The sequence below is a fragment of the Wolbachia endosymbiont of Ctenocephalides felis wCfeJ genome (assembly GCF_012277315.1).
Taxonomy (GTDB): Bacteria; Pseudomonadota; Alphaproteobacteria; order Rickettsiales; family Anaplasmataceae; genus Wolbachia.
In genome coordinates, this window is sequence record NZ_CP051157.1 from 1062744 (window position 1) to 1089214 (window position 26471).

Below are 26471 nucleotides of genomic sequence, written 5' to 3' on the forward strand. Positions count from 1 at the left end.
TTATTTTCATTTTTATTTGCTAACGGAGGCTCTTAAGTTGACGCCATTGCCTGAACAGATACATGCACTTTAATTTTTATACTCCCTCATTAACGCAACATAATTTTGTGCTGATTGTCTAATATGTTCAATTTCCTCACTTGACATCTTTTTGAAGAATTTTGCTGGCCTGCCAGCCCATATTTCTCCACTTTTTATCACTTTTCCGTGTGTTACCAGCGAGCCAGCAGCTACCATAGCTTCAGATTCTACAACTGCATGGTCCATCACGGTAGAGCCCATGCCAATGAATGCCCTATCATGTACCGTGCATGCATGCAACATACAAAAATGTCCTATCGTTACCATACTACCAATAATTGTATCACCACCTGGATGTCTATCCACATGAATTACTGTGCCATCTTGAATATTTGTTTCATCGCCTATCTTGATCGATCCAACATCTCCCCTAACCACACAATTAAACCAGATACTCGTATCCCTTCCTATTTCGACCTTGCCTATGATATGCGAACCACCTGCAATGAAGGCACTCTCGTTTATTTTCGGTTCATAATTTTTGTATTTTAAAATGTTTGGGCCCACAATTTTATATATTACATCTACAGTAAAATTCATTATACCATACATATGAAAGTTTTATCTTAATTTCATCAGACCTCTTTCATAACCATCCAAGTAGTCTGTCTCTGTCATTCCAGCGTGTAATGTTGGTTCACTTCCTGGTGCTGGAATCTAGACCTTCCACAACTCGTACAACCGTGCGCTAAGGTATTGGTGATAAAGCAAAAAACTAATAGTAATTAACTACTTTTAACATTATTTAGTAAATTTCTTATTTTTTTTTTACTTTACTAAAGAACCCTTCAGATTGCCGTTGCATATTTGCATTTTCCTCTGCCTCAAATGCTTTCAACAGCTCAATTTGCTTTTTAGTTAAACTTTTTGGGTCTAAAGTCTCAACTGTTACCTGTACATACAAATCGCCACGTACATTTGAATTCATATATGGCATACCCTTTTCTCTACAGCGTAGTTTGGTACCAGTTTGAGTGCCTTCTGGAACCTTGACTTTTATTTTAGCCCCATCAATTGACTGCACATCGATTTCACCACCAAGCACTGCTAGTGTCATTCTGATAGACACCTTGCAATGTAAATCTGCTTTATTTCGAGTAAAGATTTTGTGTGGAGCGATTGTAACGTATACATATAAATCTCCATTCTTTCCACCTCTTGCTCCAGCTTCTCCTTTACCACTTACCCTGACCTTAGCACCCTCTTCTATACCTTTTGGAATTGAAACTGATATATTTACTTCATCTCTTCTGTGCCCATGTCCACCACATTTTTTACATTTATTTTGTATTATTTCTCCTTCCCCATAACATGTGGTACAGGTTCTCTCAATTGTAAAAAAGCCCTGCTGAGTCCTGATCCTACCGCTTCCTTGGCATGTATTACACTGAACTGGCTTGATTGCACCTTCACTGCCAGTACCTTTACATGCGTCACATTTTACATTCGTAACATAATGTATAGGCGCTTTTATCCCTTTAAATGCGTCTTCTAAGGTAATTTCGAGATCATAACGTAAGTCTGATCCAGGTACTCCAGTTGCGCTTTTTTTTGCCCTTGACCTACTTGAGCGACCAAATCCTCCACCAAAAAAGTCATTGAATATATCGCTAAAATCTCCTGCAGAACCAAAACCCTGACCGAAATCAAACCCACCAGAAGCACCTTCATGGCCATAACGATCATAACCCGCCTTTTTTTCCGAGTCAGACAGGACTTCATATGCAGCCGTTATTTCTTTAAATTTTTCCTCTGCTTCTTTGTTACCAGGATTTCTATCTGGATGGTACTTTAGCGCTAATTTTTTATACGCTTTTTTTATCTCATCAATACTGGCATTTCTGTCCACTCCCAGTAGCTCATAGTAGTCTTTTGTGTTCATATACAATAGTTCAGTATTTAACCCTTAAAGATAGGTATTGCATATATCAATTTCAAGTGTAGCTTCCCATGTATTTTAAAAATAGGATGCACCTCACGCTACAAAAAAGAACTCGTCTTACGCCTGGTGGTTAATTTAACAAAATTAGACATATTGAACGTGTTTTGTCAATTTCTTTTTACGTAAAGGGACACACCTAATTGAGAACTTACAAAAAACTTTAGAATGTTAACTGCTTTCTCAACTTGAGCTTATGTTTACAGCGTACGCATTTGTTTGGCGGGTTTCATCTGCTGAACATCATTAAGTGCTGTATTTGCTTTATATGAACAGTAAAACCCTATCTCGCCGGTATTTTCGTCTTTCCTATCTGTGGAATATATTGAACTTTAACTTTTTCATTAAATTTCACTTTTCTCCTCTTCTCTGCTACTTCATCAATAGAACCCTTTAATTTCTCAGGACCAGACAAATTAGTATCAACTTGTTGATTTTTACTGTCAGTATTCAAAACCATATTTCTCACTCATCATAATTAATTTAATCTACTACTAAAAAACGATTATGCCAAGCAAGATTATAAAGTTTTTAGTAAAATGCTAACACAGGCTTTCATTTTCTGATTGATTGTTTAGCAGGACCTCCCTGATACTTCATTTTCGCCTATACTCCTCTTCCCCCACTCCCTCCTTGAAAGAATCTATTACTTTGTGCAAACTTCACCATATCACCACTATTTAAACCTTCCACTGCTTTTGAGATTTCTACTAAAACTTGTTTAGGTAGCATAATCTTTTCAGAAAGCTGATCAGAAAGCTTATGTAGGTTTTTAGGTTTTTCAAAATATCCTTGTTTAATGGCATCATACACTGACAATTCGCCAAGAAAGCACTTTTTTCCTATTTCTTCGTTGCTATCCTTTAATTTCTTTAACTTTTCTTGGTCTCTGACTTCTACTATTACTCGTTCTTTATTCAGTTTGTCAGGATATAATCTTACCTCTAATTCTCCCAAACTAGTAGAAAAAATTAATGCTATATCACTACCATCTGCAAGATCAGTATAATGCCTGTTACCTTCACACTCTATAACCTCTACCTCATCCTTGCCTATCTTTATTATACTCCTGCTATATCCTGTTTTTTCTTGCATTAATCCTAGATCTCTTACTCCCTTTGTAATCTTTGCAGGGCGTACTGCACTGTTTCCCGAATATTCCAAGTAGATAGTGGTATTATCACATTTTGCATCTTTTACCTCTCCAGTAGCGGCACTTCTCGCAACTTTTGCAAACTCTCTAGTGCGACTTACATAGTCTGAATAAGCTTTCTTCATATTATCCTTGTGGTCTTTCAACTCTGATTCTAGTTTATCGATCACAACTATACTATTTAGGCTATATGAAACTGCTCCTCTTGATACTAATGTACATATTATTTTACTAGCAACTTCGGGATTTTTTTCTGATTTAGATTCACTCATCTCTTTTATTCTTTTTACTACACAATCCATGAAACTATACTTGCTTTCGTATATTGCTCCATATAGACTGCCTTGGTGAAGAAAATTAAACCTCACACCATTCGCTATGGCCTCATTTACAAATTGTTGCAATTCCCTCATACTTTGAGCTTTATTTACCTTGTCTAAATACTCCTTCAGTAACTCTTTTTGGTAGGATATTAAATTACCCCAGATAATATCAGATTTTGGTACATCCTCTTCCCCATCTAATCCTTTATAGTCAATTGCTCCTGCTTCCAACAATAAGCTTTCTATTCTTTTGCAAAGAGTTCCATTATTGCATAAAACATTCCTAGCATGTTGAAGAATTTGCGATTTTCCTTCACGATCACGAAGAACTAAACACTTTTTTAAATCCTGATTATTCTTATGTTCACTCAATAACTCTTGTAATTTATTAGGATCAGTTATGTTATTATATAATTTCTCCATTAAATCTTGTTGTTCACCAGTTAAAAAGCACACTTCAACATGATAGTTATGATTTTCAATTGCAATATCTAGTGGTGTTTTTCCTTTTTTATCAGGCACGTTGAGATCTCCTTTGCTAAGGAGAAAACTTATAAATGTACTACAACCAAAACGAGCAGCATAATGTAAAGGCGTTTTCCCTGTATCATCACATATGTTAGGATCAGCCCCTGCTTTCACAAGCGAATTTACACATTCCCCTGCCTCATACCAATCCAGACTTGACATTATATGTAATATTGTTAGCTTAAATTCTCCTCTTTGAAGATTCAGAACTCTTTTCAGATCTCCATTATTTGCGTTCTTACGTAAAAAATCACCTAGTGCTTTCATTTGACTTTCATGCTCATTACGAGCAAGATATGGTATATCTTTAAGCATACTTAGCAATTCTTTGCTTAACTTCTTTTGCTCCTCTGTTAAATCAGATGTCTCAGAAAACCATGGGTGTATTAACTTATCAAATGTGCCTCTTTCTACAACGTCAATGAAAGGGGAATCGCTACGAAGTAGCAATGAATATTTTATCAAGTCATATTCATCATCAACTTGCCCCTGCTTTGCTGGCTTTAAGCTACCATTTTTCATTAATTCAACTAAGGGTTTGAGCATTTTAACACTTTTGCTCCCAAGTAAAGGATCTGCTTTTTTGGCAAGCAAAGATTTTACTATTTTTTCATTGCCCTCAAGAGCTGCCCAATATAGTGGAGTGCGTTCACATTTATCCACTGTGTTAACATTTGCTCCATTATTTATGAGGAGCTTTACTATTTCTATATGGTTCCTATCAGCAGCAAGATGTAAAGGAGCTTTTCCATCTCTATCTGCTGCGTTAACGGTTGCACCTTTTTCTAGAAGTTTTTTTACTATTTCTATTCGACAATGTCGAACGGCACAGTGCAAAGGAATCCAACCACCTTCCTCCATTGCATTAACATTAGCTCCTTCTTCTAGTAGGACCTCAACTGTTTCCGTATGTCCATTCTGAGCAGCATAGTGTAATGGTACTATCTTATTCTTATCTACTGCATCAATATTTGCTCCGTTTTTTAGTAGGGCTTTTACTGTTTCTGTCTCACCCTTCATAGCAGCATAATGTAGTGGTACTAAATCATCTTTACCTAATGCATTAACATCTGCTCCTTTTTCTAGTAGGGCTTCCACTATTTCCATACAACCATTCCGCGCAGCATAATGTAGTGGAGTCGACCCGTCATTTCTTTTAGCGTTAACATTAGCTCCTTTGCCTATTAAAAGCTTCGCTATTGCTGTAAGCTCATCCCCAGCAGCTACAGTTAACAACGTAAATCCACTATCAAACCCATGATTTATATCAAAGCTATTCCCTTCCCATTCCTGATATATGCTTGGGTGTATCCCTAATCCATCTTTTATTTTTTCAATTATATTACTCTCATTTAACTCATTTATTTTGCATAATGCTTCTGATAATAATGACCATACAGATGACATACTTTTACCTCAACTATTTATCTTGCCATACTATAACTAAAAAAAGGTTGGTTCCATAAAAAAATAATAAACTTATTGCGTCACTAATTACATAAAATCCTATATAAGACCATATAAAGCATTTAACAGTTACTGGAGTACCAACTAAAATATTCCCATAATATATTAATAGAAGGGTAAGATGAACTGCAACCAATATGTAAGTAACACTTTAAAAATATCAAACATTACAGTTGATATAAGCAGGCTCGTAAGCTTTTTAGGAAGCATTACAAGATTCAGTTAAAACGAGTAAGAATTGACAACGAAGATGCAAAAGAGTTAGCTAAGTTTTCACACTTTACTTCACTCCTTTTGAAGTTTCTCAATTTCACTAATATGTAGTCCAGTAAATTTGGCAATAATGCTGATATCCATTTTGTCAGCAAGCATTTCTTTGACTACAGCAATTTTAGCCTGTTTTTCCCCTTCCGCAATGCCTTCTTCTCTCCCTTTCTTTATACCTTTTTCTTGAGCAGTCTCAAGTTTGTATTCAAGGATAGCTTCCTCTTTGTAAAGATCCATTATTCTTTCTTCATATGCCGTTAGATCTTTTTCATTCCAGTTAAACCTGTCTAATTCATCATATGCTCTCTTTATTATAGGCGCTTCTCTTGCAATCTTCTTTAGATCTTTTTCAGTGGTTTCTTCTGCATGCTTGAAAAAGTAACACCAGCGTTCTACTATGCTTGTTAATTGCTCTACTTTATTTTTAGGAAATTTAGGTAGTTCAATAAACACAAATTGAAAATCTTGTAAGTCATGCTCATTAGTCTTCTCATCTCTGATGGCATGGCTAGATATGTAATTGGACTTATCAGGAAATAAAACACAATTTGAAATTGCAATAAAGAAGATCTTCTGTAAATTAGCATACTTACCAACTTGTCTTGAGTAAGCTTTAGCAGCATAATATTGAGCGCGTTTTTCGAAACCTTTATCACGAGTAAGCTGCATTTCAACCACAAATCTGTTGCCAACAGAATCCTGACAGAGAACATCAACTATACTTTGTCTCTCAGAGGCAATTTCAGGATTCAAAATGGTGCTGATAAATTCTATTTCTTGTATAGTATTAACTTCAGTACACCCTAGAATATCATTTAAAAAATGGATAAGGATCTTCTTATTTTTTTCAGTACCAAAGATTTTCTTGAAGGTTAAGTCCAATTTTGGATCGAGAAATTTAGAAAAAGCCATAACAAATGAACTTAAAAAGTATTAATAATTATACAATATTCTGTAGAAAGATTCAACCTTTTTACATTTTGGCCCCTAAGAAATTCTCTGAACTGACAATGGTAAGAGCGTTCTAAGATCTTAATTTTGTATAGCATGCCTTTCCCCTTTCTCCTGAAACTAAAATCTATATACTTAACCCTAGAAACTTTGAAATAAAATGCGATCTAGTATTAGGCAATTATTTTGCTACATAAAACCTAATCTACATTATTTCATTATAGCTTTTATTGCAGTTCTACTTTCCGCTTTAACGATTCTCCTTTTTGGTAGAGGTTTGAGCAGCATAATTGACTCTGGAGCAGAGCACAATTTTACTACTAAATTAGTAGTCACTATATTTATAGTTTTAGCTATTTCTCTCACTGCATTTATTAGACTTTATTTCATTGGAATTGGTAGCGAGAAAGTTATTGCAAGAATCAGGTATGACTTATATAGCAGTATTACCGATTTACAACCAAGTTTTTTCGAGAATACGGGTGTACAAGATGTTATCTCAGCGCTAATTACTGATACCTCTGTGCTACAATCGATAATAAATAGCAGCTTACTCACCATATTGCGAAATTTCGTAATACTGATTGGTAGTGTTGCCATGCTATTATATACAAATATACACCTAACTGCATATGCAGCCGCAATAATACCTATACTACTCATTATCATGACTTCACTTGGAAAAAAGGTACGCAATTATGCACGCTTTGCTCAAGATAAATTAAGTGAGCTTGCATCACTTAGTGAGGAAAACTTTAGGTCTATAGTAACCATCAAGTCGTTTGTGTTGGAAGAAAATGAGAAAATTCGTTTTAAAGAACACTTAAACTCAGTATCAAAATCATACATAAGGTTAGTACTCTTGCGCGCTATTTTGGTCACTTTAGTTATCTCATGTGTGATAGGTTCGCTAGTTGTTTTGCTCTTTTTTGGCATTAGAGAAGTTCTAGGCAACAATATGACTATTGGAGAGCTCTCTTCATTTGTGTTTTATTCAGCACTTGCAGCAGGAGCTGTAAATAATTTAAGCGATAATATCAGTGACTTACAACGTGGTCTTGGAATTGTAGAGCGTTTGTTTGAATTTAAAAACACGAAAAGCTCCATAGTAGACACCAGTAATCCTATAAAAATTCATAGTGTTCAAAAAGAAATTGCGTTTAACGATGTAACATTTTTTTACGAATCTTGCCCTAATAAACCAGCGCTAAGCAATGTATCATTTTCTATAGAAGCTGGTCAATCTGTCTCAATCGTTGGGCCGTCAGGTAGCGGTAAAAGCACCATTTTAAAGCTTTTGCTTCGTTTTCATGATCCAAATGAAGGTAGTATTACCATTGATGGACACAATATTCAGTCAATTGCACTAAGTAACCTAAGGTCATTATTTGGTTTGGTACCGCAGGACCACATGATATTTTCCTGCTCAATAATGGAAAATATACTGTATGGCAAACCAGGTGCTGGGCCTGAGGAAGTCAAACAAGCAGCAATTAGCGCTTATGCAGTGGAGTTTATTGATAAGCTACCCGATAAGTTTGACACATTTGTAGGAAAAAGAGGGTTAAAATTGTCTGAAGGACAAAAACAACGTATTATAATAGCGAGAGCTATACTCAAAAACCCTCAGATTCTAATATTGGATGAGGCAACCTCAGCTCTTGACTATAAAAGCGAGAACCTTGTACAAAAAGCACTTAATGAGTTAATGAAAAATAGAACAACGATCATGATTACACACAGGCTGTCAACTGCACTCAAAACCGACAAGATTATAGTAATCAACCATGGAGAAATAGAAGAAGTAGGAACTCATGACTCTCTACTAAACAAAAATGGACTGTATGCAAAATTAGCAAAAATATAGTAAATAATCCATTGAAGTATAATATCAATCAAAAAAATCAAACTATGCTGTCGTAAATTAGATTGATATGCTAAATCCGTGATAAAGTTATTGAATTCTTAACTATTTTAATTTATAATCATTCCATAGTTATCAGGAAATCTTGTGATCCTTGGTTTTTTCCACGGCATTATTTACATTGCCTTCATAACTTGTTTTATCCTAACACAATTATACACCGACAAATTCTCTTATGATGATGAAGGTGTAGATGAAGACCAGACTCCATTGACGATCAAGCTATAACTGAGTATCAGGAAATAGGAGCAAAACTTGAAGAAAAGGTAAAACAAGTTCAAGAAAATGAAGTAAGCGAAGAAAAAGAAAAGAGAGCTTGTATAAGCGAACTTGATGATGAAGGTGTAGATGAAGACCAGACCCCAATTGACGATCAAGTTATAACTGAGTATCAGGAAATAGGAGCAAAACTTGAAGAAAAGGTAAAACAAGTTCAAGAAAATGAAGTAAGCGAAGAAAAAGAAAAAAGAGCTTGTATAAGCGAACTTGATAAAGATGAGACTAGAGATGAAGCTAAAGACAAAAATAGTAAAGATCAAGATAACACAGGTGACGATAGTAAGGTCGTAGCACACAATGAAAATGTAGAAGGTATATTCATAACCGAAAAACACGCTGCAGATACAAACCACTGTGGAAGTTATGTTGGGTATTATAAATCAGCAAGCAATAGTCATATTGGTAAACCTGCGTGGTTTACAAAAGACCTTTTGGAGAAATTTCTTCCTGACCTGATGAGCAAAAAAGAGATTGTAGATCATTTGTATACGGGAAGTACGCAACAGTACCATGCAGAACAATTTGTTATAACTTTTAAGTGTAAGGAAAATATAAAATGTGGAAGCAACGTAAACTTTACATGGGGTGCACCTAGTAACATGTGGTGTAATAAGGAAGGTAAGCAAGGAGATGCTGGTTTGTTGTGTCCAAAGGAGTTTTTAAACCACAAAACGAGTGTTTGTTGCTCATCTGATGCACCTTACTATGATTATATATACAGTAGAAATTTCTTTTTAACTGATAAGTGTCCTAATTTAATATTAGACCTTAAAGAGAAAGAATTGGAAGAGTGTGCGGGTAAAACTATAGTTGCAAGATTAGAATCACCATTAGTAATTCTTGACTACTATAACAAGGTGATAGACAAAGATGGTAATAATACTGGTATAGGTTATGTAGAATTAAAACCATATTTAAACCCTAACGGCACAATGAAAGACTGTGGGGATAATGTAGATTGTCAAAAATACGCTAAAATAGTAGATCAAGTTCTATGGACTTCTGATAAGGAAGTAGAGCTAAAAATTCCTGAGAATATTGGAGAAAAACCCTCCCACTCTCCTGTTGTTATTAATGATCAGAATGAAACTATTGGCTACATTAATCAAGAGGATTATTTAATATAGCTAAACTTTTTTTGGATTCTCTGATTCAGAAAAATATCTTTACAAGAAAACAAGTTCTTTTACGAAGATGAATGGCAAGACACTGAAGCTCTCCTTGAATTCTTCGGAAAAGGAATCATTTTGACACAAGATAACCCTTTAACTAGTCTTACTTATTCACTATACTCCTATAGGTTTCCATAGTTTTTCTAGTTAATGAATATTTTTAAGCGGGTCTCCTCGCTAATCTTGAGCAAGTTAGATGAACTAAAGCAAAGGGGTATCATCAATACAAGTGCAGCAAATTTTATCGTAGAACCTCCAAGCAATAAAGCACATGGTGATGTCTATACAAATGTTGCCATGGTGCTCGCAAAGCATGAAAAGAAGAATCCTATTGAGATTGCAGGAATGTTAGCAGGAGAATTTCAACTTTTTGATGAAGTTGAGAGAATAGAAATAGCAGGCCCAGGCTTTATCAACATCCACTTAAAAATAGAAGTATGGCATGGGATCCTCAAACAAATAAATGAGCTGAAAACAGAGTTTGGCACTCTAAACATTGGAAATAACCAGGCTGTCAATGTTGAATTTGTATCTGCAAACCCAACTGGCCCACTGCATATCGGTCATGCAAGAGGAGCAGTGTTTGGTGATGTCTTAGCAAATTTACTGAAAAAAGTTGGTTATAAAGTCACTAAGGAGTATTACATCAATGATGCTGGAGCACAGATAGATACGCTAATTCGATCAGTATATTTGCGATACAGGGAAGCTCTGGGAGAAGAAATTAGCATTGAAAAAGGTTTATACCCAGGTGAATATTTAAAACCGATAGGGGAAGGGCTAGCTAAAAAATATGGTGAGGAGCTTCTACAAAAGCAAGATAATCAAGTAATTAGAGAGTACACTTTAGGTTATATCTTAGAACTTATCAGGGAAGATATGAACTTGCTGGGAGTAAGTCACGATGTTTTCACTTCAGAGTATGAGCTACAAAAAAGTGGCAAAATCGAAGAAAGCATAAAGGTGTTGTCTGATAAGGGTTTAGTGTATGAAGGATATTTGGAAAAACCGAAAGGCAAGGAGAGCAAAAATTGGACTGCCAGAAAAGAGATGTTGTTTTGCTCGACAAAATTTGGTGATGATGTTGATCGTGCACTGAAAAAAGAGGACGGTAGTTGGACTTATTTTGCCTCAGATATCGCTTATCATTTTGATAAGATATCACGTGGCTTTAACAATATGATAGTAGAGCTTGGTAGTGACCATGGTGGTTATGTAAAAAGGCTCAAAGCAGTTGTTTCTGCACTGAGTGATGAGCAAGCAAAAATAGAGGTAAAACTACATAACATTGTGAATTTTTTCGAAAATGGCAAACCTGTTAAAATGTCAAAAAGATCAGGAAATTTCCTCACAGCAAGAGATGTGGTAGAAGAGGTTGGCAAGGACATTACCCGTTTTATAATGCTAACACGCAGAAATGATATGGTTTTGGACTTTGATTTTGCTAAAGTGAAGGAACAATCAAAAGACAACCCTGTTTTTTATGTACAATATGCACACGCTCGTGCTCATTCACTAATGCGTAATGCTCCAAAAGAGCTTCCAAGTGCAGACCTTTCACTTCTAAAGACAGATGGAGAGCTCTTCCTTATAAAAACCTTAGCAAAGTGGCCAGATGTAGTAGAAATTGCAGCAAGGCTTTACGAGCCACATAGAATTACTTTCTACTTACTTGAAGTTGCAGAAGCGTTTCACGCTCTGTGGGGGTATGGCAAAAACGACTTAAACATGCGGTTCATACTGGAAGACAATTTAAACCTCACTGCTGCAAGAATGTTTCTCGTCCAAGCCTTAGCACACGTCATCGCTTCTGGACTCTCTGTCTTTAATATAGAGCCTTTGGAAGAGATGAGTTGACTTTTTTAGCTATACACATGATGATTCAAATATTATTGAAATCAGGGGTAAAGCTATGAGAGATGAGCAGTGGTGGAAAATATTAAGTGCGATTAAGAGAGAGAAAGATTTAAATGGGGATAACATAATTGAAAAAATAAAAGAGAAATTAAAAGCAGAAGGTGGAGACGAGTATAAAAAGTGGAAAGGAGCTGGTTTTGATGTAAATTACTTGTTTCAAGTTGTTTTTTTAGATAGGGAAAATGGTCAAACATTATTACATTTAGCTGCTAGAGATGCTCGTACAGAGATAGTAAGAGCCTTGTTAAAAGTAAAAAGAATCGATGTTAACATAGTAGTTGAGGAGGGATGGACTCCTTTACATTTAGCTGCTAAAAATGGTCAAGTAGAGATAGTAAGTACTCTAGTAGAAAGAAAGGCAAATGTTAATGCAATAGCTAAAGATGGAAATACCCCTTTACATGATGCTGCTATTTTGGGCCATATAGAAGTAGTAAAAGCTCTACTAGCAAATGGAGCGGACTCTTTATTAAAGGATAAACATGGCAGAACTCCAAGAGACTTATTAAAGAATGAATCTGGTATAACTCCAGGAGATTTGTTAGAAGATGAATATAGTATCCCAATAGACTTAGCTGCGAATGATATAGAGAATCTTCTAAAAGAAGCAGAAGAAAAACAACTGAAGCAACAAGCAACTACAAGAAGTTTTATTGCTAACTGCATTATTAAGCACTGCTGTTGCAGTGGCACTTTTCGCAACCGGGACGGTTGCAGTTGAGTTAACATCTATATTAATAGCAATTGCTGCAGTTACGGTGGCAGCACTGACAGTTGGTAGTATTACATATATGCTATCAGAGCCTAGTGTTGAACAAGTTGCCGGAAATGAGCGGAAAGTATAGCATTAAGTTACGCATAAACGCTTGTGCGTTAAATTGTAGCTGTGCAATGTTTCTTTTTTCTGCTATTGACAACTACCTCACCTACTGCAACTGCTGCTAGAATAAAGCAGTAATATACCTGTGTTAATAAAGAAATAGGTGATACAGAAGCAATGCTGCCTGCTAGCAGTAGTTGAGAACCATAAGGCAAAACACCTTTTGTAGCACAAGCAAAAACATCTAATAAGTATGCACTACGGTATGGTGCAATATCATGCTTTTTTGCAAGCCTTTTTGCAATGCCACCACTTAGTAAAATAGCAATGGTATTATTGGCAACTAAGATAGTAAACATGGATGCTATTCCCGCTATCACAAACTCAGCTTTAGTTTTTGTGATACTACTTTCATCGATGAGTTTATGTAATGCTTTTTGACCTTGTTTGTACATTATATGGCTTAGCCCACCAATAAATAGGGCAAAGATCACTATTTCATTTACTTTCTTAAAGCCATTATATATGTCATGAGAGAATTGAATGATAGCATAGTCAAAAAAAGTCATTCCTAGTACACCAGCAATGATAATATTTACAGTTATCGTTATCAAAGTATTAACTTCACATAGACCCATAATTATTAAAGAAATATAAGGAATGACTTTTATTACTGATAAATAATCTAAGTTTGATATAGCAGCAACTTCTGTACTACCTGCAGTGATTGCTAAATAGATAAGCGTTATAATACTGGCAACGAATGCTACCTTAGAGTTGATTTTAAGTTTATCCTTTATTGTAGCTTCTTGTGAGGAAACAGATGCAATAGTGGTATCGGATATCATTGAGAGGTTGTCACCAAATACAGCACCCCCAACCACAGTTGCAGCACCTATCTCAAGACCAAAAGCTCCACTTTTTGCTAGGTTGACAGCAATTGGTACCATCAGTGCAACAACTCCCATGGATGTGCCAATTGCAGTTGAAATAAAAGCAGAAGCCAAAAATATCCCAGACAACAATAATCTTGCTGGAAGGAATTTGAGAATTAGATTAGCAACAGTGTCTGCACCACCAATTGATTGAGTAACAGAAGAAAATGCCCCAGAAAATAAGAAAATTAAGCACATAGTAAGGGTATTTTTGTCACCCATACCCTCAATAACAGTATCAATATTCCGTTGAACTTTATTTGTGTTGCGCGCAACAGCAAAAAACAATGCTGGCAATAAGCAAATGACTGGTGAAACTTGACGAAGTGGATTGTCAATTCCGATAAAAGAAAAATAAGTACCACTTCCAAGATATAAGGTTAAAAAGATAACTAGGGGAATAAAAGCAATCATTTTATTACAATTGAAAGTTCACACTATACCTAATTAAGTGGTTTTAAGCAAGCCTGGTTTCACTAGTTCTACGGAAGGCAAGAGTGGGATTTTAACCTTCAACGTTATGTATGTGCGAGAAGATACGTTGATTCTTCCACAAAGTTGTTTGTAATCCTAACTCTAGTGAGTCCTGCATAAATAGCAGTGCAACAAAGCTTTCCTACACCCACTTAACGAGAGGTGGCATCGACATCATAATTGCATCTGGATTACCATCTGTCATTAAACCAAACCTTGTACCACGATCATAGAGCAGATTAAATTCTACATATCTGCCACGTTTTATTAATTGGGCTTCTCGCTGCTCTGTTGTCCAAGGTTTTTGCATGTGTTGGTGTATGATATGCAAATAAATTTCTAAAAAAGCTTTGCCTACTGTTTTTGTAAATTCGAAATCACTTTTCCAATTACTAGAATTAAGATTATCATAAAAAATTCCACCAATGCCACGCGGTTCTTTTCTGTGTTTTAAGAAGAAGTAATTGTCACACTGCTCTTTGAATTTTGGATAATATCCAGCATCAAACTTATCACATGTTTTCTTAATTGACTCGTGAACATACTTATAATCTTCTTCGTTTTTATATGTTGGAGTAAAGTCCATTCCACCACCAAACCACTGCTCCGACGTGTACATTAGCCTTGTGTTCATATGTGCTGCAGGAATAAGGGGCGATTGCATGTGAGATACTAAAGATATGCCACTTGCCCAAAACTTTCCATTGCTTTCATTGGCACCAGGAATTTCATTTATAATTGAATCTGCAAATTTTCCATGTACTTTTGAAACGTTTACTCCTACTTTTTCAAAAACGTTACCGTAAATGATTGTAGATTCACCACCTCCGCCACCTGAACGATCCCATCGTCTTTTTTCAATCTTTGGGTCTGTGAGTAACTGTCTTTCGATCAACACAAAAGATTCCACAATTTCGTCTCTTAGTGCGCAGAACCACTCAAAAGCTTGTGTTTTTTGTTCATTCATAATGTTTTGCCAATATTCAATAAAATTTTAATGGTAATTACATATCAAAGATGTTAATGAATCTATAATAATTAAATAAATACAATAAATCATTTTTATACGCAAAAATGAGTAAAAGGTACATAGATAGCAAGAAAGAAAACAGGGTTGACTTCATATTAAGAAACCATGGAATGTCAATTATCCTTATAGCAATTATTATGTCCTTACCCCCAATAGGAATATCAGCACTCTACTTCTTTGATATGTATGACTGGCATATTAATATAGGGGCCAATTTATTGGTTGGTACACTAATGACTTTCTTTATGGCATATAATGTGAAACGTCATAGGTACCTACTTAATAGTATAGAATTTCAAAATGCAATATTTGCAAATGCGCTGAATCATAATACAGAATTCTGCCTTATTTTGCACAAAGACAAGGGCATTGTTTATGCTGATGCAAGATTCTATGAAAGGTTCAAAGATCACATAGATAATGACGTTACATTAGACAAGATTCTCGAAGCAGGAGATATTTCAGAGAAAGACAAAAAGGCATTACATAATGCGCTAAAAAACAGCTCTTCTGTACAGGTACGCATCACTTTAAGCAAGAAAAATAGAACATTCAATTTTTTCTTGCTTTTTGACCCAATACCAGATAATCCCCAAGTTGTCCTGGATAGTAATAAGATTTTTAACTTATCATTAGCGCCAATAGCAAGGCCGCATGGGTATTTTGTGCTAAAAGCAACACAAATGAATAAAGAGCAAGTGTACGAAGAATTAATAGAAAAGCACAATATAGGAACTTACATTGCCAATACTAAAGGGGTGATTCTATCTGCAAATAGAAGGTTTTTAGACATATTCGAATTGAAAAGACTCGAAAAAGGTAGCTCAATTAATGATTTTATATTCCAATCTAATCATAGCAATGCAGCAACTGGCAATGAAATTTTGTTTTGTACTGTAAGTGGTGTTCCATTTAAGGCTCATATGAACACTGCTATGTTTTGTGATAAACATAATCATAACTATATATATGGCTTTGTTACACCAGTTGAGTCAAACATAACTGATTACCAACTGCACCCATGTTTTACAAATTCACCAATTGCTGTTGCACAGTGTGATTCAAGTGGCAACTTCATAAAGAAAAATACAGCACTAATAAAACTTGCAGGTCCAGATAACAATTCAATCTTTAAATTAATATCGGATGACTATCATATTAAAATACGCGAATATTTTTCGAGTAACAGGATAAATAACGCATCTTTTGATGTGCAGCTCAGCAATAACGATAATATGAAGATATATTTCAATAAGTTTCTTCATAATAGAATGATGTTTATACTTTGCTATTTTGTTGACAACACTGAGCATAAAAACCTGGAAATAAAGCTTGAACACTACCAAAAAATGCAGGCTATAGGACAGTTGGCAGGTGGTATTGCACATGACTTCAATAATATATTGACTGGGATAATAGGATTTTGTGATTTGCTGAGACTTCGGCACTCAGCTGGTGATCCATCTTTTGGAGATATAATACAAATACAGCAAAATGCAAAACGTGGGTCAAATTTAGTAAAGCAGTTGCTTGCCTTTTCAAGAAGGCAGACTATGCAGCCAAGAATTATCGATGTAAATAGTACGATAGCCAACCTTTACGAAATGATAAAAAGGTTGATAGGTGAGAATATAAAATTTACTGCCTATTATGGTAGAGATTTAGGCATGGTTAAGGCTGATCAAGGGCAACTAGAACAAGTTATTTTTAACCTAGTAGTCAATGCTAGTGCTGCCATGGAAAAAGGGGGAGAACTCACTATACGCACTTTTAATAAAAAGATTGATTCACTAAATTCTACACCTAAGAATATGTTTTCTCCAGACAAGGAGGCAATTGAACATGGAAATTATGTTGTAATTGAAGTAATTGATACAGGATGTGGAATGACAAGCGATACAATTCAAAAGGCATTTGACCCATTCTTTTCTACTAAAGACATTACTTCTGGTACAGGCCTTGGCCTCTCTACTGTATATGGTATTATTAAGCAAACTGAAGGGTATATTTATGTTTCTAGTAAAGTGACCAGTGGAACTAAATTTAGCATATTTTTGCCTATGGTTTACATATCGGATGAAAATAATATAGAGGAAGACACCGAAGAAATAGAAAAACCTATAGTAAATGAAGTTAAAAGTAATGGTACGATTTTATTAATTGAAGATGAAGATTCAGTAAGGGAATTTACTACTAAGGCATTACAAAGAAAAGGATTTGATGTAATAGAAGCTAGCATGGGCAATCAGGCGCTGGAAATAATAAGTAAAAAAAGCCGACATATAGATCTCATAATCACTGATGTGATAATGCCAGAAGTTAGTGGTCCGGAGATAGTCAAAGAAGCCTTGATTCACAGGCCAGATATCAATGTCATTTTTATTTCCGGGTATGCAGAGGATGCATTTCTGAAAAACGACAGCATTAATATAGAAGATTTTCATTTTTTACCAAAACCATTCACTCTAAGTGAATTGGGGAATAAAGTTGAAAGTGTACTACACAAGGCAAAAAAATAGTTTAATTTTAGATGATAAAAAAGTTTTCTAATGCAAAAGTTTCTAGCATATATACAATAGAGTTATTTTACACATAAGATAAAGAGCGTGAGCAAGGTTATTGCAATAGTAAATCAAAAGGGTGGGGTTGGTAAAACTACAACCAGTATAAATTTATCGACAGCCTTTGCTGCTGTAGGAAAAAATACTTTATTAGTAGATCTTGACCCTCAAGGAAATGCTAGTACCGGGCTTGGGGTTTCTTATCGTAGTAGAGAAGAAAAAAATATATATAAAATACTATTAGGTAATGAAAACACACTGATAGAGTCAGCAATCTTCAATATAAGGGAAATTCCAAATCTGTCGCTAATTTCGTCGGTAGTTGATTTATCGGCTGCGGAAATTGAATTATCACAACTTGAACGGGGAAAATTTGTATTGAAGAGCACATTAGAAAAAATACGCGACAATTATGAGTATATAATTATTGATTGTCCTCCGTCACTTGGTTTGCTCACTATCAATGCTTTGACTGCTGCTAACTCTATTATTGTTCCTCTCCAGTGTGAGTTTTTTGCTCTGGAAGGATTAAGTCATCTAGTTAAAACTGTAGAGTTGATAAAAAGAAATAACTTAAACCCTTTTTTGGTGATAGAGGGAATATTACTTACAATGTACGATAAACGTAACAAACTCAGCGAACAGATAAAAAATGATATTTGTCAGTATTTAAATGACAAGGTGTATAAGACTATTATCCCATTATATGAAACCATCATTCCACGTAATGTCAGACTATCGGAAGCACCTTCTCATGGAAAGCCTGCTATCGTATACGATCTTAAATGTCCCGGTGCACAAGCATATATAAGTTTAGCCAAGGAGATTTTGAAGAAGCATGCAAGTAGCTGTAAGGAGAAAAAGCTAGTGAGTGAGGGTGTATAGTATGAGGGATGACAGACGCTTAGGCAGAGGCCTTGCTGGTCTTATAGGTGATAATTATGATAACAAAGAAAATCGGCAAGAGTATTTACCTATTTCACTGTTGCACCCAAGCAAATTTCAGCCCAGGAAGCACTTTGATGAAGAATCGCTGAAAGAGCTGGCAAGTTCCATAGAGAAAAATGGCATTATACAGCCTATCGTAGCACGCAAGGGTTCAAATAATGATGGCTACGAGATAATAGCTGGAGAACGTCGTTGGCGAGCAGGGAAGATTGCAGATCTCGATAGTGTACCAGTTATTATAAAAGATTTAAGTGACAGGGAATGCCTCGAGGTATCCATCATTGAAAACATACAGAGACAAGATATTAATCCGATAGAAGAAGGGGAAGCATACAAAAAACTAATAGATGAATTTTCTTATACACATGAAAAATTAGCCTCAACTTTGGGTAAAAGCCGCAGTCACATAACCAATATGACCCGAATGCTGTTGCTCCCTGACAGTGTAAAAAAAATGATTAATGAAAAAAAGTTGTCTATGGGCCACGCAAGGGCGCTCATTAATGTTGAAAATGCAGAAAGTATCGCAGAAAAGATAATTTCCCAGGGTTTAAGCGTTAGACAAACGGAAAAGTTGATAAGAGACTTGCATCACAGCAATGATCAAAAAGAGCAGAAACACACTAAAAATCGAGATATGGCAGCGATAGAAAATACCATATCTTCTCAACTTGGGTTAAAGATCAAAATTAATGATAACAATTCTAAGGGTAAAGTTATGATACGGTACAATAACCCAGATGAGCTCAACTTAATATTGAAAGTTTTGAATAGGGAATCGTAAATACTAAAAGTGGCTAAGTTTGCCACTTTTAAGTAAAGTTACATTCTTTATTAGCTGGATCCCAAGTTCCTTTATTCGCAGTACATCCTTCTTGAGTGCAAGTCGTCTCTTTTCCTGTTATTGCCTTTACAACTGCGGGAGCACCAAAAAACACAGCAGTAAATGCTCCGAGTGCAAAAAGTGCCGGCCACGGCATTTTGCCAAATATCGCAAGTAATGCTGCACCTATTATCACTATCGTGATCATTGGTCCACCTAGCGTCTTAGTATAGTTTATTATGTTACATATTGTCTTTGTTGTTGCATCAGCATTTGCATCAAATGCAAAGGAGAGAACTAAAGCTACAAGCAAAAGAAAATTTTTCATCACGCCTCCAATAGTTTTTGTTTTTTATGTTACTTTACTTTGATTAAATTTAAGTAAATGATATTTTGTATCATTTACTTAAAACTTTTTTGAGGCTTCAACACCTATTAAGTACACCGATCACCAAGCCAAGCTTTATTAGCAACATAAACAATATCCTGCTTCTGTACACTAGTCATTTAATTGCTTGCTTGCCGTCAACACATATCTTTTTATCCTCACCCATTAATGCATTTACAACTGCAGGGGCACCAAAGAACACAGCAGTAAATGCCCCCAGTGCAAAGAGTGCTGGCCATGGCATTCTGCCAAATATAGCAAGCAAAGCTGCGCCTATTATCACTATCGTGATCATTGGTCCGCCTAATGTTTTAGTGTAGCTTATTATGTTGCATATTACCTTTTCTGTATTATCTTTTGTATCATCCGCACTTGCATCAAATGCAAAGGAGAGAACTAAAGCTACAAGCAGAAGAAAATTTTTCATCACGCCTCCAATAGTTTTTATTTTTTATGTTACTTTACTTTGATTAAATTTAAGTAAATAATGCAATAAGCATCATTTACTTAAAACTTTTTTGAGGCTTCAACATCTATTAAGTGTACCGATCACCAAGCCAAGCTTTATTAGCAGCATAAACAATATCCTGCTTCTGTACTAACTAGTCATTACTAATCGCTTGACTGTCTGCAGGACATATCTCTCCACTTGTACCCATTAACGCATTTACGACTGCAGGAGCACCAAAGAACACAGCAGTAAATGCCCCTAGTGCAAAGAGTGCTGGCCATGGCATTCTGCCAAATATCGCAAGCAAAGCTGCACCTATTATTACTATCGTAATCATTGGTCCGCCTAATGTTTTAGTATAGTTTATTATATTGCATATTACCTTTGTTGTTGTATCATCCGCACTTGCGTCAAATGCAAAGGAGAGAACTAAAGCCATAAGTAGAAAAAACTTTTTCATCACGCCTCCAATAATTTCATATTTTATCCTACCCTGCTTTGATTAAATTTAAGTAAATAATGCAATAAGTATCATTTACTTAAAACTTTTTTGAAAACTCGAACATCTGTTAAGTGTATCAAACAATAAATTTCACTAGTAGGATCTCTCCTTCTGTACTATGGTCCACTAGCTGGCTTCTCAGCTGGCTTACTGGCTGTACCACCACCACTTGAGCCATCAATTACTGTCTGTTTGCCAGGACATAGTTTGTCGTTTCCACCCATCAGTGCACTTACAACCGCGGGAGCACCAAAAAATACAGCAGTAAATGCTCCCAGCGCAAAGAGTGCTGGCCATGGCATTCTGCCAAATATCGCAAGCAAAGCTGCACCAATTATCACTATCGTGATCATTGGTCCACCTAATGTTTTAGTATAGTGTATGATATTGCATATTACTGCTGCTGTTGCATCTTTTGTGGTATCAATAGCAGCATTTGCGTCAAACGCAAAGGAAAGAACCAAAGCCACAAGTAGAAGAAAATTTTTCATCATGCCTCCAATAATTTTTGCTGTATGTTACTCTGCTTTAATTAAATTTAAGTAAATGATACAAGAAGTATCACTTACCTAAATTGAGGCTCTTTAGCTCATGAAACTTATATTTTTTTCTACGGGATGCATGCCTGTACTGTACCCGGTGCTATTGCTGTTACAATCTTAGGTGCACCAAAGAACACAGCAGTAAATGCACCTAGTGCAAAGAGTGCTGGCCACGGCATTCTACCAAATATTGCAAGCAAAGCTGCGCCTATTATTACTGCTGTAATCATCGATCCACCTATGCTTTGGGTATATTTTACTATGCTGCACATCACTTCTGATGTTTCATCACCTATTTTATTTTGCTTAGCAGCATTTGCATCAAATGCAAAAAAGAGAATTAAAGTTATAAATACAAGAAATTTTTTCACTATGACTCCAATAATTTTATGCTAGATTTTCCATTGCATTTATTAAATTTGAGTTAAGAATATTAGTAAATTTGTCATATCATCAATTCAGCTTTGTAGTCTATTTTATTTTCAGCCAAACTGATTGAATCAAACTACGAAACCTGTTAAAATTCATTTTATATAAAGGCACCCTTAGCTCAGTTGGATTAGAGCATTTGACTACGGATCAAAAGGTCGGGCGTTCAAGTCGCTCAGGGTGCACCACTTTTTTTTGGTTCTCTTCGTATGCTAATTTTAATATAGTACAAAATTTGCTGCAGAGCTTGTTTTAACCACCTATACGTGCAAATATGGATTGATGGTTAGCTCAACAGCACTGCAACTTGAACCTCTTACATGAAGTAGATAGTATAAATTATCTGCCTAAAGTTTAAAAAACTAAGGACTTGATATGTAAAAAGGTTGAATATTTTCTCATAATTGTGTATAATTTTTAATACTTTTTAAGTTCACTTGTTATGGCTTTTTCTAAATTTCTCGATCCAAAATTGGACCTAACCTTCAAGAAAATCTTTGGTACTGAAAAAAATAAGAAAATCCTTATCCATTTTTTAAATGATATTCTAGGGTGTACTGAAGTTAATACTATACAAGAAATAGAATTTATCAGCACCATTTTGAACCCTGAAATTGCCTCTGAGAGACAAAGTATAGTTGATGTTCTCTGTCAGGATTCTGTTGGCAACAGATTTGTGGTTGAAATGCAGCTTACTCGTGATAAAGGTTTCGAAAAACGCGCTCAATATTATGCTGCTAAAGCTTACTCAAGGCAAGTTGGTAAGTACGCTAATTTACAGAAGATCTTCTTTATTGCGATTTCAAATTGTGTTTTATTTCCTGATAAGTCCAATTACATATCTAGCCACACCATCAGAGATGAGAAGACTAATGAGCATGACTTACAAGATTTTCAATTTGTGTTTATTGAACTACCTAAATTTCCTAAAAATAAAGTAGAGCAATTAACAAGCATAGTAGAACGCTGGTGTTACTTTTTCAAGCATGCAGAAGAAACCACTGAAAAAGATCTAAAGAAGATTGCAAGAGAAGCGCCTATAATAAAGAGAGCATATGATGAATTAGACAGGTTTAACTGGAATGAAAAAGATCTAACGGCATATGAAGAAAGAATAATGGATCTTTACAAAGAGGAAGCTATCCTTGAATACAAACTTGAGACTGCTCAAGAAAAAGGTAGGGAAGAAGGCATCCAAATCGGCGAAGAAAAAGGTGAAATGAAAGCTAAAATCGCAGTGGCTAAAAACCTACTTAAATCTGGCGTATCTGTGGACTTAATAGCTGAGTCTACAGGTCTTTCTGTAGATGAAATTCAGAGGTTAGGAAACTAATAGCGTTAGGCTATTGGTTTATGATATACCTTCCAAGTGCGATACGCTCACGGATGTTTAATGCGATGGCCTGATTTCTACTAAAAGACAGCATTATACCAATTGCAATGCTTGAAGATAAAAGAGAGGAACCACCATAACTGAGCAGCGGCAAAGTGATACCGGTGGTGGGAAAAATGCTCAGCGTTACCCCTATGTTTATTATAAACTGTGTGATAAATTGCATTGAAATGCCAAGAATCGTCAACAAATTAGATAATTCACTTTCCCTGTATGCAACGTAAAATAAGCGGGCTGAGATGACACCAAATAACATTAATGTGGCTAAGCACATAATCAAACCAAATTCTTCTGCCAAAACAGAAAACACAAAATCCGTATGACAATCAGGAAGAAAAGTTTTTACGCTACCTTCACCAGGCCCAACTCCAGTTAATTGGCCCCTTTTAAATGCTTCTAATGATTTTGTAACTTGAAAGTTATCGCGCTGCGTAAAGAAGAGAAAATTGTAAACCCTTTGTTTTATATGGGGAAAACATAAGTAAGCTGTCGTGATTCCAGTTGTGACTATTCCTGCAATACACAGAAAGTATAAAAGTGGTATGCATGCGATGAGCATTTGACTAACAAAAGAATATGTCAGAAGCATGGACATACTAAAATCAGGTTGCAAAAGTAATAATGCAAAAATTAGTAGAAATACTACAATTGATATATGCACTCTAAACTTCATTCTGCTAGCTAAGATACTAGCTATGACAACAGAAAAAAACGGCCTCATGAATTCGGATGGTTGAATTGAAATTTTGAAAATATGTAACCATCGTTTCGCCCCTTTTGCTTCCATACCAAGTATTATCACAGCTACCATGAGAATAATAAATAGAGTAAAACCCGCAAATGAGAGGTTAAATATGGTTTTTACATTGAGAAAAGAGAATGTTATTAAGGTAACCAGCGACAGAATTATATAAATTATATGACGTCGTATAAAATAATCTTGTGGTAAAGAAAGACGCTGTGCAATTACAGGACTCGCTGAATGGACAAGAACAAAGCTTATAGCAAGTAAAAAAATTACTGGAACGATGAGGTAGTAGTCAAGTGTTCTATACCAGAGTTTGATATTCATTTTGTTCCGATGTGTAATGCTACTACCCCATAGCTTATATTATGAAACTCAACATTCTGAAAGCCTGCCTCTTCAATTTCCACTTTAAACTCAGCTTGAGTTGGAAATTCTCTGATGCTTTTCACTAAATATTCATAAGAATTCTTGTCTTTAGCAATGATGCTGCCGATTTTGGGGATTATTTTAAATGAATATAAGTCATAAAATTTGGTAAACATCTCATTTTGGTAGTGCATAGGTGCAAATTCCAAGCAGACAAATTTCCCGCTTGATTTCAATACCCTATACACCTCACTTAAAGCCTTTTTGCGGTTAGAAAAGTTTCGAATACCAAAAGCTATTGTACAATAATCAAAGTTGGAGTCTTCAAATGGTAAACTTTCTGCATTTGCACACACCCAATTGAAGTTGAGCTGATTTGAATTTATAGCTCTATCACGTCCTCTGCTTAGCATGTTTTGATTTATATCGCATACTGTGATTTGAGCACTTGGTTCTCTTTTCGCTATTCTTATTGCTATATCCCCGGTTCCTCCAGCAACATCCAGGACCTTAGAGTTTTTTGTAAAATGCACACTATCTACCATCTTATCCTTCCAAAGCCTGTGCATTCCAAGGCTCATTATATCATTCATTATGTCATAGCGACTTGCTACCGAATCGAAAACCTCTTTGACCAACTGTGACTTATCCATGCTATCTATTATATCAACCATTACACTATACGATAATTCTATGAAATTTTCACAGGTCTTTTAATAGATGCCTTGCATAACTGTTTTAAACTTCAGTAGTTAAATTAATGTAACCAATGGGAAAATGTATTATAATAAAACCTTTATAGTTTAGCGAATCCATTAAGTGGCAATACAAAATATTATCTCTTTGATCATGATATTATCTGTAGCAATTGCCGATATGGCAACTGACCTGTACTCAGTTGCACTACCAAGTATTGCCAATCATTTTAATGTAGAAGGCAGTGTAGTGCAGCTTACAATTAGCTTAAATTTAGTTGGCCTTGCGATATCTGGATTAATTTATGGTCCACTATCTGATCACTACGGTAGACGCCCGATAATGCTAATTGGCATGGCAATTTTTGCTTTAGCAAGTGTTATGTGTTACGTAGCTGACAATATTGTGCTCTTAATACTTATTCGCTTTATACAAGGAATAGGGGCTGGTGTTGCAAGTGTTGTTGGCTATGCGGCAATAAGGGATATGTACTCAGGTAGTGAATATTCGCGGGTGATTTCAAAGTTAAATATGGTAGTAGCGCTTTCACCTGGAATAGCGCCAGTGGTAGGTAGTTATATAGTTTCACACGGTTATAACTGGAAATTTTTGTTTTTTATTATGTCACTAGCAGCAATTGCTATGCTCATTTTTATTTACTTTAAGTTACAAGAGACACTCACTGTAAGTAAAAATGAAACTAGCGTGGCTAATTTGATCATTGGTATTTTTAAACAGTACATATTAATATTTAGAAATTATCGTTTTCTTGGATTTTCAACTATTCATGGATTGACTTTCATGTGGCTTTGGGCATATGTTGCTAACTACCCGTTCATATTTGAGTCTATGGGTATTGAAGTACAGTATTTCGGGTACTTTATATCAATTATAGTTATATTTTTCATAATTGGGACTCTGATTAATAGAAAGTGTGTACCAAAAATAGGGGTTAGCCGGATGTTAATAATAGGGTTGATGTTGCCAATAATACCTGAAAGTTTACTGGCGTATTTTTACTCTACAAACAAATTGAACATGTTTGTCCTGCAAACTTTTTGGATTCCAAGCAACATAGGTCTTGCACTCGTAATAAGCAACAACGTAACTTCTGCACTGGAAACGATTAAAGGCATAGGACTTGGGAGTGCAGTTCTTTCGTTCTGCAACATGATGTTTGGGGCTATTGGAATATATATAATAGGAGAATTTTTTTCTTATGGCATTTTGTCAAATGCACTGCTAACAGTCGCATGTTCTACAACTGCAGTTCTTATATACTGCTTGCTTAAATATACTGAAAGACACTTAAAGGATTGACTTTTTGCTATAATACACAATGATTAAAAATATTATTTAAACTT

Annotated in this window: 24 protein-coding genes and 1 tRNA gene; 11 read left to right on the forward strand and 14 right to left on the reverse strand. The window is 35.5% G+C overall.

Features of this window, described 5'->3' with window-relative positions; all coding sequences use genetic code 11:
- Nucleotides 1–69: 69 nt before the first annotated feature.
- The 5 genes from HF196_RS05030 to HF196_RS05050 form a co-directional block, all read right to left on the reverse strand.
- Nucleotides 70–588, reverse strand: a complete 519-nt coding sequence (locus HF196_RS05030) for a gamma carbonic anhydrase family protein (RefSeq protein ID WP_168456303.1) — start codon at nucleotides 586–588, stop codon at nucleotides 70–72.
- Between the two features lie 250 nt (nucleotides 589–838).
- Nucleotides 839–1963 carry a molecular chaperone DnaJ gene (gene dnaJ, locus HF196_RS05035; protein ID WP_168456088.1) on the reverse strand — a complete coding sequence of 375 codons (1125 nt, stop codon included), beginning with the start codon at nucleotides 1961–1963 and terminating at the stop codon, nucleotides 839–841.
- A 340-nt stretch (nucleotides 1964–2303) separates the two neighbouring features.
- On the reverse strand, nucleotides 2304–2480 hold the full coding sequence (locus tag HF196_RS05040) for a hypothetical protein (RefSeq protein ID WP_168456089.1): 177 nt from the start codon (nucleotides 2478–2480) through the stop codon (nucleotides 2304–2306).
- 146 nt (nucleotides 2481–2626) lie between these two features.
- On the reverse strand, nucleotides 2627–5431 hold the full coding sequence (locus tag HF196_RS05045) for an ankyrin repeat domain-containing protein (protein WP_168456090.1): 2805 nt from the start codon (nucleotides 5429–5431) through the stop codon (nucleotides 2627–2629).
- A 345-nt stretch (nucleotides 5432–5776) separates the two neighbouring features.
- The gene (locus tag HF196_RS05050; protein WP_168456091.1) at nucleotides 5777–6670 is read right to left on the reverse strand and encodes an Rpn family recombination-promoting nuclease/putative transposase; all 894 of its coding nucleotides are present in this window, start codon (nucleotides 6668–6670) and stop codon (nucleotides 5777–5779) included.
- Nucleotides 6671–6869: 199 nt separating this feature from the next.
- On the opposite strand from HF196_RS05050, the gene HF196_RS05055 reads away from it, so the two are divergent.
- From HF196_RS05055 to HF196_RS05075, 5 genes are all read left to right on the forward strand, one after another.
- A complete protein-coding gene (locus HF196_RS05055; RefSeq protein ID WP_168456092.1) occupies nucleotides 6870–8576 on the forward strand; it encodes an ABC transporter ATP-binding protein in 1707 nt (568 codons plus the stop codon).
- 791 nt (nucleotides 8577–9367) lie between these two features.
- Nucleotides 9368–10039, forward strand: coding sequence for a hypothetical protein (locus HF196_RS05060; protein ID WP_168456093.1), 672 nt, complete (start codon nucleotides 9368–9370; stop codon nucleotides 10037–10039).
- A 195-nt stretch (nucleotides 10040–10234) separates the two neighbouring features.
- Nucleotides 10235–11941 carry an arginine--tRNA ligase gene (argS, locus tag HF196_RS05065; protein WP_168456094.1) on the forward strand — a complete coding sequence of 569 codons (1707 nt, stop codon included), beginning with the start codon at nucleotides 10235–10237 and terminating at the stop codon, nucleotides 11939–11941.
- 55 nt (nucleotides 11942–11996) lie between these two features.
- Nucleotides 11997–12722 carry an ankyrin repeat domain-containing protein gene (locus HF196_RS05070; protein ID WP_168456095.1) on the forward strand — a complete coding sequence of 242 codons (726 nt, stop codon included), beginning with the start codon at nucleotides 11997–11999 and terminating at the stop codon, nucleotides 12720–12722.
- Nucleotides 12688–12846, forward strand: coding sequence for a hypothetical protein (locus tag HF196_RS05075; protein WP_168456096.1), 159 nt, complete (start codon nucleotides 12688–12690; stop codon nucleotides 12844–12846). The genes HF196_RS05070 and HF196_RS05075 overlap by 35 nt, the downstream gene beginning before the upstream one ends.
- Before the next feature lie 28 nt (nucleotides 12847–12874).
- Here HF196_RS05075 and HF196_RS05080 read toward each other — a convergent pair whose 3' ends face one another.
- Nucleotides 12875–14170, reverse strand: a complete 1296-nt coding sequence (locus HF196_RS05080) for a Na+/H+ antiporter NhaC family protein (RefSeq protein WP_168456097.1) — start codon at nucleotides 14168–14170, stop codon at nucleotides 12875–12877.
- Between the two features lie 202 nt (nucleotides 14171–14372).
- On the reverse strand, nucleotides 14373–15197 hold the full coding sequence (gene hemF / locus HF196_RS05085) for an oxygen-dependent coproporphyrinogen oxidase (RefSeq protein ID WP_168456098.1): 825 nt from the start codon (nucleotides 15195–15197) through the stop codon (nucleotides 14373–14375).
- Nucleotides 15198–15304: 107 nt separating this feature from the next.
- Here hemF and HF196_RS05090 point away from each other — a divergent pair, with 107 nt between their 5' ends.
- The 3 genes from HF196_RS05090 to HF196_RS05100 all read left to right on the forward strand — a co-directional run bounded on the left by HF196_RS05090 (nucleotide 15305) and on the right by HF196_RS05100 (nucleotide 19553).
- A complete protein-coding gene (locus tag HF196_RS05090) occupies nucleotides 15305–17779 on the forward strand; it encodes an ATP-binding protein (protein WP_168456099.1) in 2475 nt (824 codons plus the stop codon).
- Nucleotides 17780–17866: 87 nt separating this feature from the next.
- Nucleotides 17867–18706, forward strand: coding sequence for a ParA family protein (locus tag HF196_RS05095; protein WP_168456100.1), 840 nt, complete (start codon nucleotides 17867–17869; stop codon nucleotides 18704–18706).
- A 1-nt stretch (nucleotide 18707) separates the two neighbouring features.
- Nucleotides 18708–19553 carry a ParB/RepB/Spo0J family partition protein gene (locus tag HF196_RS05100; protein WP_168456101.1) on the forward strand — a complete coding sequence of 282 codons (846 nt, stop codon included), beginning with the start codon at nucleotides 18708–18710 and terminating at the stop codon, nucleotides 19551–19553.
- Nucleotides 19554–19581: 28 nt separating this feature from the next.
- Here the strand turns inward: HF196_RS05100 and HF196_RS05105 are convergent, their stop codons facing one another.
- The 5 genes from HF196_RS05105 to HF196_RS05125 form a co-directional block, all read right to left on the reverse strand.
- A complete protein-coding gene (locus HF196_RS05105) occupies nucleotides 19582–19920 on the reverse strand; it encodes a TrbC/VirB2 family protein (protein ID WP_168456102.1) in 339 nt (112 codons plus the stop codon).
- Nucleotides 19921–20095: 175 nt separating this feature from the next.
- The gene (locus HF196_RS05110) at nucleotides 20096–20407 is read right to left on the reverse strand and encodes a TrbC/VirB2 family protein (protein ID WP_168456103.1); all 312 of its coding nucleotides are present in this window, start codon (nucleotides 20405–20407) and stop codon (nucleotides 20096–20098) included.
- A gap of 175 nt (nucleotides 20408–20582) precedes the next feature.
- Nucleotides 20583–20891: a TrbC/VirB2 family protein gene (locus tag HF196_RS05115; protein ID WP_168456104.1), complete on the reverse strand. Its 309-nt coding sequence runs from the start codon at nucleotides 20889–20891 to the stop codon at nucleotides 20583–20585.
- 158 nt (nucleotides 20892–21049) lie between these two features.
- Nucleotides 21050–21424 (reverse strand): TrbC/VirB2 family protein, encoded by a 375-nt coding sequence (locus tag HF196_RS05120; RefSeq protein ID WP_168456304.1) that lies wholly within the window; start codon nucleotides 21422–21424, stop codon nucleotides 21050–21052.
- 119 nt (nucleotides 21425–21543) lie between these two features.
- Nucleotides 21544–21846: a TrbC/VirB2 family protein gene (locus HF196_RS05125; RefSeq protein ID WP_168456105.1), complete on the reverse strand. Its 303-nt coding sequence runs from the start codon at nucleotides 21844–21846 to the stop codon at nucleotides 21544–21546.
- 168 nt (nucleotides 21847–22014) lie between these two features.
- Here HF196_RS05125 and HF196_RS05130 point away from each other — a divergent pair.
- Both HF196_RS05130 and HF196_RS05135 read left to right on the forward strand, forming a co-directional pair.
- Nucleotides 22015–22092: transfer RNA gene (locus tag HF196_RS05130), tRNA-Arg, on the forward strand.
- A gap of 254 nt (nucleotides 22093–22346) precedes the next feature.
- Complete coding sequence (locus tag HF196_RS05135; protein WP_168456106.1) at nucleotides 22347–23237, forward strand: Rpn family recombination-promoting nuclease/putative transposase; 891 nt, start codon at nucleotides 22347–22349, stop codon at nucleotides 23235–23237.
- A gap of 10 nt (nucleotides 23238–23247) precedes the next feature.
- Here the strand turns inward: HF196_RS05135 and HF196_RS05140 are convergent, their stop codons facing one another.
- Nucleotides 23248–24369, reverse strand: a complete 1122-nt coding sequence (locus HF196_RS05140) for an FtsW/RodA/SpoVE family cell cycle protein (protein ID WP_168456107.1) — start codon at nucleotides 24367–24369, stop codon at nucleotides 23248–23250.
- On the reverse strand, nucleotides 24366–25064 hold the full coding sequence (gene ubiE / locus HF196_RS05145; protein WP_168456305.1) for a bifunctional demethylmenaquinone methyltransferase/2-methoxy-6-polyprenyl-1,4-benzoquinol methylase UbiE: 699 nt from the start codon (nucleotides 25062–25064) through the stop codon (nucleotides 24366–24368). The genes HF196_RS05140 and ubiE overlap by 4 nt, the downstream gene beginning before the upstream one ends.
- A gap of 166 nt (nucleotides 25065–25230) precedes the next feature.
- Here ubiE and HF196_RS05150 point away from each other — a divergent pair, with 166 nt between their 5' ends.
- Entirely contained in the window at nucleotides 25231–26427 is a 1197-nt protein-coding gene (locus HF196_RS05150) for a multidrug effflux MFS transporter (protein WP_458694639.1), read from the forward strand.
- The last annotated feature ends 44 nt before the right edge of the window (nucleotides 26428–26471 follow it).

Bases quoted from the DNA above. Each gene is read 5' to 3' on its own strand.
- dnaJ (WP_168456088.1), bottom strand. From the start codon at position 1,963: ATGAACACAAAAGACTACTATGAGCTACTGGGAGTGGACAGAAATGCC.
- HF196_RS05040 (WP_168456089.1), bottom strand. From the start codon at position 2,480: ATGGTTTTGAATACTGACAGTAAAAATCAACAAGTTGATACTAATTTG.
- HF196_RS05045 (WP_168456090.1), bottom strand. From the start codon at position 5,431: ATGTCATCTGTATGGTCATTATTATCAGAAGCATTATGCAAAATAAAT.
- HF196_RS05050 (WP_168456091.1), bottom strand. From the start codon at position 6,670: ATGGCTTTTTCTAAATTTCTCGATCCAAAATTGGACTTAACCTTCAAG.
- HF196_RS05055 (WP_168456092.1), top strand. From the start codon at position 6,870: ATGCGATCTAGTATTAGGCAATTATTTTGCTACATAAAACCTAATCTA.
- HF196_RS05060 (WP_168456093.1), top strand. From the start codon at position 9,368: ATGAGCAAAAAAGAGATTGTAGATCATTTGTATACGGGAAGTACGCAA.
- argS (WP_168456094.1), top strand. From the start codon at position 10,235: ATGAATATTTTTAAGCGGGTCTCCTCGCTAATCTTGAGCAAGTTAGAT.
- HF196_RS05070 (WP_168456095.1), top strand. From the start codon at position 11,997: ATGAGAGATGAGCAGTGGTGGAAAATATTAAGTGCGATTAAGAGAGAG.
- HF196_RS05080 (WP_168456097.1), bottom strand. From the start codon at position 14,170: ATGATTGCTTTTATTCCCCTAGTTATCTTTTTAACCTTATATCTTGGA.
- hemF (WP_168456098.1), bottom strand. From the start codon at position 15,197: ATGAATGAACAAAAAACACAAGCTTTTGAGTGGTTCTGCGCACTAAGA.
- HF196_RS05090 (WP_168456099.1), top strand. From the start codon at position 15,305: ATGAGTAAAAGGTACATAGATAGCAAGAAAGAAAACAGGGTTGACTTC.
- HF196_RS05100 (WP_168456101.1), top strand. From the start codon at position 18,708: ATGAGGGATGACAGACGCTTAGGCAGAGGCCTTGCTGGTCTTATAGGT.
- HF196_RS05105 (WP_168456102.1), bottom strand. From the start codon at position 19,920: ATGAAAAATTTTCTTTTGCTTGTAGCTTTAGTTCTCTCCTTTGCATTT.
- HF196_RS05110 (WP_168456103.1), bottom strand. From the start codon at position 20,407: ATGAAAAATTTTCTTCTGCTTGTAGCTTTAGTTCTCTCCTTTGCATTT.
- HF196_RS05115 (WP_168456104.1), bottom strand. From the start codon at position 20,891: ATGAAAAAGTTTTTTCTACTTATGGCTTTAGTTCTCTCCTTTGCATTT.
- HF196_RS05120 (WP_168456304.1), bottom strand. From the start codon at position 21,424: ATGAAAAATTTTCTTCTACTTGTGGCTTTGGTTCTTTCCTTTGCGTTT.
- HF196_RS05135 (WP_168456106.1), top strand. From the start codon at position 22,347: ATGGCTTTTTCTAAATTTCTCGATCCAAAATTGGACCTAACCTTCAAG.
- HF196_RS05140 (WP_168456107.1), bottom strand. From the start codon at position 24,369: ATGAATATCAAACTCTGGTATAGAACACTTGACTACTACCTCATCGTT.
- ubiE (WP_168456305.1), bottom strand. From the start codon at position 25,064: ATGGATAAGTCACAGTTGGTCAAAGAGGTTTTCGATTCGGTAGCAAGT.